The following is a 10,000-nucleotide window of genomic DNA, read 5'->3' as shown; positions in this document are numbered from 1 at the left end:
ATCGGTAATGTGGTACGATCCCCGTTCAGCCGTGGTATCCTGAGCCGGTCCCATCATCACCTGCTGCTCACTGATGACGCCGGCACCTGGTCCCCCCAGGCCTCCGATGTCCATCTCATGGGGTAATCCACCATGGAGATCCGGGTGGACTGCACTGACATCACCAACCGGAGAAGGAGGGTTCTGAACTGCTGCGAAATTTAAACGGTAGGGATCCGGTGTCTGGGGAGCTTCAGGTGGCTTTGCCGCAGGTGGAGGGGAAGAGGCAGGAGGTTTCTGTCCTCCAGGAGGTGCTGCGGGCTTTGGAGAGGGAGCAGAGGTTTTTTGTGGCTCAGGAGACGATGGTGCCTCCTTTGGCGTACTGGGGAGATTTGGCGTGCAGTATGTAGAAAGATGGGTAAGCATCTCCTGGTACCGCAGGTTATCGATCTCACCTTTTGCATACCGCATAAACAGGACTGCAAGTGGCGGATTATAGGGATATGCAGGAATGTCCCGCATGAGAACCCCGACCTTCTCTTCAAATTCAGCAGTATCTATCTCCCCTTCTGCATACCTGAGATGAATTGCCCTGAGTGGAGCACTCTGCTGATAATTGCTGATATCATTGAGAAGATGAGAGATGATCTCCTTATACTGCCCGATAGTAATCTCTCCGTTTGCGTATCGCTCTGAAGCAATCTTGAGAGATGGAACCTGCTGGAATGAGATATTTTTCAAAAACCAGGAGAGAAATTCTTCATACTCTGCTGTATCTATCTCTCCCCGTGCATACCGCACCTGCACTATTGATAGAGGATCTTCTTCAGTCATGTGCCTCCCCACCTGTTTACCGGTATATTTTTGAACATTATAAGGTACAATGACACTTTATACACGGCACCCTGGTAAAATTTTATATGGTGGTGTAACGCTCTTTCTGTTTGTCAGAAATAACCCGTCATCCGTTCTCTTGTCGGCGCGCAATTTTCGATGCACATTTTGGTATTCCGGTAAAAAGTGGTTTAGAAACATCTGCCTGAAAAGAGAAGGGAGACATCATATCAGGTCATGCCGCACACGTCCATATTCACTCCCTCTCTCCTCTTACTTATGAACCGGAACCCTCGTCCGTTTCCTCTTCACTATCAGTGAGTTTCAAATCCTCCTCATCGCTGCCTTCTGAACCATTCTCTTCTTCATCTCTCTCTTTGCGCATCCATGCAACCAGTGCTGCAATAAGTCCTGCAACGCACAGGCCGAACAGGATTCCAAAACCGAGCAGGACAGGGGGTTCCCGGATTATCCGCGTAATATCAGGTATCATTCCGCCCATATCCGCCGTTGGAGTCTCATAGACCAGATCAGGTGTCGATACAGGCCCCTCTGTTTGGGCCGGCTCTGTTGGTATCTGTTCTGGTTCCAATGTCTGGATCTGTATCTGTGTCTGGACTGGTGCCGGAGACTTTGGTGGTGTCAGGTTCACGGTCATGGTCTCTCCAGATGTTACCGGTATTGTGACCTGCAGAACACCTGATGCAGTTCCTTGAGAGGAGACCGCCTGGACAAGAACCCGGTAACGCCCTTCTTTCAGTGTCCCGGCCGGGATCTCAAATGCGAACTCCCGTTCTCCTGGTCCCTGATATACGGTTGTCGTTCCTGAGTACCCGGACCAGCTGCCATCACCGCCCTTGCGGGTTGGCCCGAACTGCTCGTCGGTGATCTCAACAAGGAGGCGTGAACCTGATGCAAGGTTCGTTGTTCCGGATATTACGATGGGCATCTCCGTCGTCCCGTTCAGTGACCCTGCTGTGATGGCAATCTTGGGGTTCTGCACAATGATTGAGTACTCGGTGTAGGTATCATCAATAAACTGGCTTTGCAGGGCGGTGATCAGGGCAGCAGCCGCAGCAGGGCCCTGAAGAGCCCCCGGACCTGCAATTCTGAATACCGGAGCGCCATACCAGGGAGTCGTGCCAAGCACCATCTCACGATTCCGGTCTGGCCAGAGATCAAAGTTCCCGTTTGCCATCGGGTGCTGGATGATGACCGAATATTCACCTGGTGCCATATCCCTGGTAACAGAACTGGAAAGCTCATACGAGAACCATCCGCCCCGCTCTGTCTGCACCGTGTCATACCTGAAGTAATTCCTGCCAAATATCCAGATGGCAACCCCGGCATCAGTCCGTCCGCCCGTAGATCCGGTTATCGTCAGTTCATCACCCTGTGCAACGGTCATTCTCCTGCTTGAGACCGAGATATACGGACGTTTCAGTGTAATGGGAATCGCCTGCCATGAGGTGCTTTCCAGGTGGTACCGGTCACGTGGTGCTGACACGGCATAGATGGTATATGTCCCGGTATCAAGACCCAGTTCGCCGGTATAGAGCCTAAACTCCCAGGTCTCACAGTCCCCGGATGCTGTCGTGAAACTTCCCGGATTTCCATCAGAGACCTGCCTTCTTGGGGCATCCAGTCTGCCACCCGCCGACGGAAGGTTTGGACCGGTAATGAAGAGGTACGTCTCACATGAGCCTGTATTTGTTCCCCGGAGTAGTACCTCGTCACCAAGGGTGAAGGTCTCGCTCCCGGTTGTGAGAGATACGGATCCTTTGACGACCTGCACGGATATCGTGTCTGATCGTGGATTTACCGATCCGAGAGGGCCTTCGATATGAATGGTGTATCGCCGGTCACCAGTCTCCTGTGTTGTCCTGAACTCAATCGTCCGTCGGCCGGTCCGGTCAGGCGTCACCTCTGCATAGTAATATACCCCGCCAAACGGGTATGAGGGAACAAGGTCACGAATCGCAGTGCGTTTTCCGGATGGGCGATAGGATCCGATGATATAAGGACCGTCAGGATTGTCCTGTCTCACCCCCTCCTGTGAGGTGATGATCATTGGTGGCTGGTCACCCGGAGAACCGGTCCTGCTTCCTCCCTCTATCCAGATGATATAGGGGGATCCCGGAGATCCGGTGATCGTTACACCAAATGGATCTCCTCTCACCACGGTCTCATCTGAGAGATGAAGTCCCGCCCGTTCGGTTCCGAGCGTAACCTCAGTGCCCCGGAGGGTATACCCGCCCTGATAGGATCTGAGGTTATCGTCCATCCGGTTCACCGCAAATTTTGGTTCTATATGGTAGAGACCTGACTCATACCCGCTCCAGCCGGTATCCCAGCCCCCGCTCTCAATCGGAGGAGCATATCCGAGTTCCCCGGTCGGTTTGAATGAACTGAAGATATACTGGCCACCACCGGGTGTCTTTACTCCGGCAAGGGTCCCTCCTCCGGGCGTTCGTATCTGAATCTTCACCGGTCCGTCATTGGAGGAGTAATCCGGTCTCCGGGTAATACCGGCAAGATTTGTTTCAACCTGAATGACCAGGGGTGTTCCCCGCGATACCGTGCCATATGACCGATCTCCCATCGTGTTCCGGTCCATGACCTTTAATGATATTCGCGGGTTCCTGACGATGAACGCAACCTGCCCGGGAATTCCCTGTATCTGGTCCCACTGGTACCATGCGCCGGTCCGGTCATAAAAGAGGTCCGGAATGACACTGAATCTCCCCTGATTCACCTGCATGATGTCAAGCGGCTGGTCACGTCCGGGAGAGGACCCGGCCGGAAAATATGCGATGGACGTATAGGGGTAGGGAACTGCATACCTGATATCAAGCCCCTCTTCTCCCAGATAGACCTCCCCCCCGAGGGGAACAATGACCGGATCTGCCAGAACCGGTATACTAACCGGTATACTGATACCTATAAGAATGAGCACGAGCCACACCAGACGAGAATACATACGGCAGGCTTTGGTGCAGGAAGGTATGAACTTTCCGGGCAGGAAAAATCCGACCGGATTCTCATCTTTTTCCAGAATAAAAAGAGGTTTTGACTTATGAATGAATAAGCTCCCCTTCCGTGTGCTTCCTTCCAGGTTCAGATACCCACCTGACCAGTACCTGTCCGTCAGTTTCAGGGAACACATAAAAGAGGGTTATATCAGTCCCGTCCGGTTCAATACCATACATGGGTCCTCCTCCTTCTGATGCGAGGGCATAAATCGCCGGAAGCAGGCTGATTCCATTTCTGTCAGGCTCAAAGATAGTGCCTCCTTGACCTGTCGTATCGTTGGGATCTGCAGGGACGGCCATCTGCTGGTACGGGACACCGGTCTTATTCCCATCAGTTTCTGACACAGAGGTGAGGGATGCGATGGTCGCTTCTGATAGTATAGGAATTGCTGTCTGCATGCGGCGGGATGTGGTAATGATGAGACCGTCTTCTTCAGGCCTGACTTCGGATATGAGCAGTTCACCAGCAGAAGAGGTGTTATTATAGTAATTTTCATAGAGCATTCCACCCCCGTGCCTGGCAAGTGCCTGTCTTGCCTGTCCATACGGAACCGTGTTCTGATCCATGTAAGTGGCGATCTCCTCTCCAATCCAGGTCTCTGCAGCAGGGTCGGCCAAAAGGGTTCCATTTTCTGCAAGGACACTCACAAATTCTGTATCGCCCGCAAACACCCCCTGAGGATCATTGACTGCCGCGAGGAATGAGTTCCTGTTCTGATGAGCCTCTGCTGCTGCCTTCTCTCCAAGAACGGTGAGGCTTTCATATGAGAGAGGATATGATGGAGCGTCGCTGACCGGAGATGCAACGATGACCGGGATCGGGGTTTGCACAGGAGTAGTTCCTACCGGCACCAGGTATGCGGTAATTCGTGCATTCTCTTTGTCCCTGGTAAATACGGATGTTGTATACTGCTGGTATCCGGCACGGTTCAGGACAAGGGTATGGGAACCTTCAGGGAGGGTCAAAGTCCGGGGGGTGGTTCCCCGGCTGGTCCGGTCAAGAACAATCTCTGCCCCCTCCGGATATGATTCGATCATGAGTGTTCCTGATGTAATTGGGGCAAAGCTCGGCTCAAGAACCACGTATATGGTGTTGTCCGAGTCCGGCCGTACCTGAATATTTCCATGCCAGGTCTCATACCCGGATCTTGTGAGGGTGACCTGATAAGTCCCAATTACCAGATTATCAATGGTCTTTGGGGTGGTCCCCTGGTATACTCCGTTCAGGGTTATCTGTGCCCCCGATGGTGCTGATGTTATCCGAAGACTTTTACAGCAGGGATCAGGGCCCAGCGTTGCATGTATCGTCTTTGTCTCTCCTGCTGCCGGGTTCTCATGCAGTTCACGGCTCCATGGTTTGTATCCGCTTTTTTCGATCCTGACGGTATGGTATGGAGCGCCTGTCGTGTATACTTCAACTGTTATCGGGGTATACCCAACCAGAGAACCATCAAAGATGACCTCAGCATGTGAAGGATCAGAGGTAATCCGGAACCATCCGACATCACCCCCGATGACTGGCGGGAAGGGATCTGGAAGGAATATATCATCAACGGGTCCGGGCATATCGTCGGGATCGATGAATGGTTCAGGTATGCTCTCTTCTTCAGCCACAACCTGACACAGGGCGGGATAGATAAGAATTACCAGGAAACAGAATACGAGCTGATATCGTCTGTTCATAACCGGGTTGTTAACCTGTGCGGGGATATGGTTTTCGGTCTGGTCTGCAGGGGGATTGCACAATAATCACAATCTTGGCATTATATCTCTATTTGAATCAAAATCGTATTGTTTGGCACTGTTGCATGGCAAACTCTGATATACCCGGATGATGCATTGAATAGATTGCTGATAGAGCAGGCAGGGGAATGATCATGAATCAGGAGCCGGATATCCAACGGATAAAGAAAGAGATTCTGGAGCGGGCAATTGACCGGTATGAGATGAGAATTGCGGATCTGAAAAGTCAGATTGAAAATCCTGGAGTTCCTGCACCCGTGTAACTTCTCTCTCTTCTCGGTTTTTCCGGATTAAACTGACGTGAAATGCAATACAGGTTCTTTCCTGATCATTTGGAGATTTTCCGCGAATACTTCATGAATATTTCATGTATCGTGCCTATTTTCCATGCACTTCATGGTGTCAGCCTGATTTTCCGGATGAATGGAGAAAGTCTGGCATTAACCTATATTATCGATGAGAGACCTGTTTCATAGCTATCTATGGTTCTGCATATTCGAACTGCCGACACTCAGGATCTCCCTATTCTTCTCTCCCTCTATCGTGACATGCATGATCATGATGAGGCAGGTGAGGAGGAATTGCTCAAAGCCTGGAATGAGATCATGGAAAACCCTGCGATATTCCCTTTTATCCTTGAAGTGAATTCAGTTCCGGTCTCGTCATGTATGTTTATCCTCATTCCAAATCTCAGCCGCGGGGCCAGACCATTTGGTATCATTGAGAATGTGGTAACCGGAAAAGAGTTTCGGAATAAGGGGTATGGTACTGCATTGATCTCTCATGTGCTTGATCTGGCATGGAAGAAGAACTGTTACAAGGTTATGCTGTTATCCGGAAGAAAGAGCGAGGCCGTATTCAGGTTTTATGAACAGGCAGGCTTTGTCCGGGGTGAGAAGGAGGGATTTATTGCATATCCTCCCTGATCCAGGGCGAGGAGCCTGGATCACTCTGGTCCTCATCCTCCTTTGTCAGGCCGGGGCAGCAAATACCGGGCTTAGTGATTCGTATGAGTACTGGTTTCATACAGGTATGCAGTTTCATCAGGAAGGCCGGTTATCAGAGGCAAAGGAAGCGTATGAACAGGGACTGGCACGTGATCCGAACAATGCTGCTCTTTTGAATAACCTGGGCAATGTGCTCTCTGATCTCGGGGATCACCAGGAAGCATTGACAAGATATGAGCAGGCACGGGAAGTTGGAGGAGGCGATACCATAATCCTTGGTAATATCGGCCGGACTCTGTTTCTGCTTGGGGAGTATGACAGATCTGCTCTGATGTGTCTCAATGCAACCGCACTGGACCCCGATAATTCAATCGCCTGGTATTATGCTGGTACGGCTTACTACGAACTGGCCCGGTATGACAGAGCCAGAGAGTATCTTCACAAGGCTCTTGCTTTGAACCAGTCATTTGCCCTGGCATGGAATAACCTTGGTAATGTTTATGTTCAGCAAGGGGAGTTGTACGAGGCGTTCAGGCATTATCATAAAGCTCTTGAATCTGATCGGAACCTTACGCAGGCATGGTATAATCTTGGTATTCTGCTCTTTGCATCTGAACGGTATTGTGAATCCGCAAAAGCATTCAATGAGGTTGTCCGGATAAAACCCGGAGATGATGATGCACTGGGCCGACTGCGTGCTGCACAGGAGAAGTGCGAGGGTGATCCATCGCTCTCTCCCTGACCCTACCACCTATGGATGGTCAGGGTTTTGAAATATCACGGCTGACTCCTACCCGCCATTCTCCACCAAAGAGACCGGCGGTATTCCACATCACATCTTTTGTCAGGGTATCTGATGTGAGAGGATCTTGGAACTGACCGGGGTTGCCATAACTCCTTCAACCGTCTGAATAAGCCCTCCCATCACCGGTTTTTTCAATTTGATACGATCCTGCAGATGTGCCTGGTTTGAAAGGTCAGATCCTTTTGTGCATATGGACTGCTCAATCCATATATGGCCAGAGTATATGTGCTATCTTTAAGAGTGGTATTGATGGTCTCAAGTTCGGCGGCAAGGATACGGGTGACTGCATCACAGACAATCCGGGCATCTTCACTGGGTTGGTGGTTTGATTCTCCTGCTGGTGAGAGAACCTGTTCCCCCATGCTATTCTGCCTGGTTTCGTTCACCATCTCCGGCTCTGGTTTTTGATCAATGCATTCTGCAACGCTCATAAAAATAAGGTGGAGCACACACAGTATCCTGTATACCGGCACCATATCGCTCATCATATACCGTTTCCGCCTCCTATATTTGTCTTTTGTTTTCTTTGACCGGAGCAAAGCGGTATATTGTTTCATATCCAAGATTGATCAGGTGATGCCATGATTACCCGGTTATCTGCCCTTCTGTCAGGAATAATTCAGGAGGCGCCTTCCGTACATGATGGTGTGGTCTTTTTGTAGCCAGACATTATCCTGGTTTTCCTGGTCTTTTATTTCAGGAGCGTATGCGAATACCAGAATTACGAATCCATGATAGCACATGAACTAAAGAGTCATCGACTCATACTGGTACCGGTAACGGTCGCCAGCTGTACTGCAGAGCTAAAAGAAAATCACGAATTATCCCTCCTGCTGAATGCAGTCGTTCCTGGAGAATGGCCTCCACCACTGGTTACCCCAGAGACCCTTCATGAATTTATCGGGATGCTCACTGATCCCATATCCTGCCGGTTATGTGCCTGGTACTGGATTTTAAAATCAGCTGGCAAAACCAGCCGTCCGGTTCTGATTGGAAGTGGCGGGCTGTATATGAATGAGGATGGCAGCTGTGAGATCGGCTATTCGGTCCTTATGGCATTCCAGTGTCAGGGATATGCAACCGAAGCCGTCAGTACCATCCTTGATTTTGTATTTTCACAGGGAGATATTGAAACCGTGTATGCCACTACCTACCCTCACCTCACTCCCTCAATCCGGGTTTTAGAAAAGAATAAGTTTACTCCGGACGGCCCTGGAAGAGAGGAAGGAACGATACGGTTTTGTATCAGAAGATAATTTCCCTCTCTATTTTTCCCATCCTAAAATCGCAGGTTTCATATCATTTGAGAGAGAGAATCGTGCATGGCATTTATTGTATGGGATGAGGTATATTCGACCGGTATTCAATCAATTGATGACCAGCATAAACATCTTATCTCACTTCTGAACCGGATGTTTGAGGCATTATTGCAAAAACGGGGTAAGGAGGAAGTATCGTATGTCATTGAAGAGATGAACCGGTACGCAGAGTACCATTTCCAGACCGAGGAATCCCTCATGGAGAGGGCAGGTTATCCTGATCTGGCCGAACACCGGATCTTTCATGATGCGTTTATATCAAAGGTGAATGATTTTTTATTTAAATACAAGCAGAATGATGAAGCGCTCAGTGCAGAAGTGACCATATTCCTTACCAACTGGCTCAATGAGCATCTCTCCACGATAGATCAGAAATATGTCCCGGCGCTGCATAATGCGAACATTCCCTGATCCTGGGATAGTATCTCTTCTTCGTCAGTATTATATGCTCACAGGCCGTTTATATCAGGCGCATTGTAGCGCAGGTGCACGTGAAAGAGATTATTAATGGTCATATATATGACACGAGAACCTCCATTCTGATTGGAGAACGAGAAGAACGGGGTTCATTTATGTATAAAACCGGGAATGGCGAATTTTTCATCTATCATGCATCGCCCCTGGCGAACCGCCACCCGTCATGGATAAACCCGATCAGTAAAAGTGTAGCCATTCGAAGACATTTCCGGTACTCTCATAACCAGATGGCCTTTGAACAGGCATTTTGTGAATAAGCGACGGTTGTTTTCCGGGAAATCCCCGGTTGCACCTGATTCATCCTTCAGGCTCCTGATCCAACTTCCTGAATAATGCCGTCAATACTGACGACAAGTCCGGTTTCATCAGCGACAGGTCTGCCACGCTCGCTCATGACTCTGATATGTCCAAACTTGTCGATAATCCGGTACTCTATCTCGTACGGCTCTCCTGTTTTGATTGACTCTTTCTTTGCCTGAACAACCCGCTGCTTGTCATCAGGAAAAATGAGGGGGATAAGAGAGCTGATCTGTCCGCTTGCAAGTTCTTTTGCGGTGTATCCGGTCACCGACTCGAGATGGTCGTTGTAAAACTCCATATCTGAACCGGCAAGGGAGACCCTGAATACAATCCCTGGAATGTTCTGAGCCAACGTTCTGAACTGTTTCTCACTCTTCTCAAGATTTTCCCCTGCTTCAAATCTCATAAGAGCACTTCCGATGAGGGATGATCCGATTTCAAGAGCACTAATCTCTTTTCGACTCCAGATACGCTCGGAGTTTGTTTCAAGAAAACCGACAGCACCCCAGATATCATTTTTTGTTTTAATAGTGACTATAATGATTGATTTTACTCCCTCCGGTT

Annotated in this window: 11 protein-coding genes; 6 read left to right on the top strand and 5 right to left on the bottom strand. The window is 49.7% G+C overall.

Annotation, left to right across the window (positions count from 1 at the left end):
* From LDL35_RS04395 to LDL35_RS04385, 3 genes are all read right to left on the bottom strand, one after another.
* A partial coding sequence (locus LDL35_RS04395; protein ID WP_304019900.1) for an SHOCT domain-containing protein occupies nucleotides 1-813 on the bottom strand: 813 nt, incomplete at its 3' end.
* Nucleotides 814-1,090: 277 nt separating this feature from the next.
* Entirely contained in the window at nucleotides 1,091-3,979 is a 2,889-nt protein-coding gene (locus LDL35_RS04390) for a DUF3821 domain-containing protein (RefSeq protein ID WP_304019899.1), read from the bottom strand.
* A complete protein-coding gene (locus tag LDL35_RS04385; protein WP_304019897.1) occupies nucleotides 3,888-5,528 on the bottom strand; it encodes a PEGA domain-containing protein in 1,641 nt (546 codons plus the stop codon). The genes LDL35_RS04390 and LDL35_RS04385 overlap by 92 nt, the downstream gene beginning before the upstream one ends.
* A gap of 194 nt (nucleotides 5,529-5,722) precedes the next feature.
* On the opposite strand from LDL35_RS04385, the gene LDL35_RS04380 reads away from it, so the two are divergent.
* The 3 genes from LDL35_RS04380 (at nucleotide 5,723) to LDL35_RS04370 (ending at nucleotide 7,277) form a co-directional block, all read left to right on the top strand.
* Nucleotides 5,723-5,851 (top strand): hypothetical protein, encoded by a 129-nt coding sequence (locus tag LDL35_RS04380; RefSeq protein WP_304019892.1) that lies wholly within the window; start codon nucleotides 5,723-5,725, stop codon nucleotides 5,849-5,851.
* A gap of 219 nt (nucleotides 5,852-6,070) precedes the next feature.
* Entirely contained in the window at nucleotides 6,071-6,514 is a 444-nt protein-coding gene (locus LDL35_RS04375; RefSeq protein ID WP_304019891.1) for a GNAT family N-acetyltransferase, read from the top strand.
* Nucleotides 6,456-7,277: a tetratricopeptide repeat protein gene (locus tag LDL35_RS04370; RefSeq protein ID WP_304019889.1), complete on the top strand. Its 822-nt coding sequence runs from the start codon at nucleotides 6,456-6,458 to the stop codon at nucleotides 7,275-7,277. Before LDL35_RS04375 ends, LDL35_RS04370 begins: the two co-directional genes overlap by 59 nt.
* Before the next feature lie 194 nt (nucleotides 7,278-7,471).
* Here LDL35_RS04370 and LDL35_RS04365 read toward each other — a convergent pair whose 3' ends face one another.
* Nucleotides 7,472-7,828, bottom strand: coding sequence for a hypothetical protein (locus LDL35_RS04365; protein WP_304019887.1), 357 nt, complete (start codon nucleotides 7,826-7,828; stop codon nucleotides 7,472-7,474).
* Nucleotides 7,829-8,071: 243 nt separating this feature from the next.
* Between LDL35_RS04365 and LDL35_RS04360 the strand changes: the two genes are divergently transcribed.
* From LDL35_RS04360 to LDL35_RS04350, 3 genes are all read left to right on the top strand, one after another.
* Nucleotides 8,072-8,596 (top strand): GNAT family N-acetyltransferase, encoded by a 525-nt coding sequence (locus tag LDL35_RS04360; RefSeq protein ID WP_304019886.1) that lies wholly within the window; start codon nucleotides 8,072-8,074, stop codon nucleotides 8,594-8,596.
* Nucleotides 8,597-8,662: 66 nt separating this feature from the next.
* Entirely contained in the window at nucleotides 8,663-9,070 is a 408-nt protein-coding gene (locus LDL35_RS04355; protein WP_304019883.1) for a bacteriohemerythrin, read from the top strand.
* Nucleotides 9,071-9,150: 80 nt separating this feature from the next.
* On the top strand, nucleotides 9,151-9,393 hold the full coding sequence (locus LDL35_RS04350; protein ID WP_048067580.1) for a hypothetical protein: 243 nt from the start codon (nucleotides 9,151-9,153) through the stop codon (nucleotides 9,391-9,393).
* 47 nt (nucleotides 9,394-9,440) lie between these two features.
* Here the strand turns inward: LDL35_RS04350 and LDL35_RS04345 are convergent.
* Nucleotides 9,441-10,000, bottom strand: a 560-nt coding sequence (locus LDL35_RS04345; protein WP_304019879.1) for a PAS domain-containing protein, incomplete at its 5' end; no start/stop codon positions are given.

The sequence above is a fragment of the Methanospirillum hungatei genome, assembly GCF_020216685.1.
Classification (GTDB): Archaea; Halobacteriota; Methanomicrobia; order Methanomicrobiales; family Methanospirillaceae; genus Methanospirillum; species Methanospirillum hungatei_B.
The sequence above is the reverse complement of the archived record's forward strand: the minus strand, read 5'-3'. Positions and strand labels throughout refer to the sequence as shown.

What these genes read in the sequence shown, in the direction of transcription:
- LDL35_RS04365 (WP_304019887.1), bottom strand. Translation starts at nt 7,828, where the DNA reads ATGATGAGCGATATGGTGCCGGTATACAGGATACTGTGTGTGCTCCAC.
- LDL35_RS04370 (WP_304019889.1), top strand. Translation starts at nt 6,456, where the DNA reads ATGAACAGGCAGGCTTTGTCCGGGGTGAGAAGGAGGGATTTATTGCAT.
- LDL35_RS04375 (WP_304019891.1), top strand. Translation starts at nt 6,071, where the DNA reads ATGGTTCTGCATATTCGAACTGCCGACACTCAGGATCTCCCTATTCTT.
- LDL35_RS04390 (WP_304019899.1), bottom strand. Translation starts at nt 3,979, where the DNA reads ATGTGTTCCCTGAAACTGACGGACAGGTACTGGTCAGGTGGGTATCTG.
- LDL35_RS04380 (WP_304019892.1), top strand. Translation starts at nt 5,723, where the DNA reads ATGAATCAGGAGCCGGATATCCAACGGATAAAGAAAGAGATTCTGGAG.
- LDL35_RS04385 (WP_304019897.1), bottom strand. Translation starts at nt 5,528, where the DNA reads ATGAACAGACGATATCAGCTCGTATTCTGTTTCCTGGTAATTCTTATC.
- LDL35_RS04355 (WP_304019883.1), top strand. Translation starts at nt 8,663, where the DNA reads ATGGCATTTATTGTATGGGATGAGGTATATTCGACCGGTATTCAATCA.
- LDL35_RS04360 (WP_304019886.1), top strand. Translation starts at nt 8,072, where the DNA reads ATGATAGCACATGAACTAAAGAGTCATCGACTCATACTGGTACCGGTA.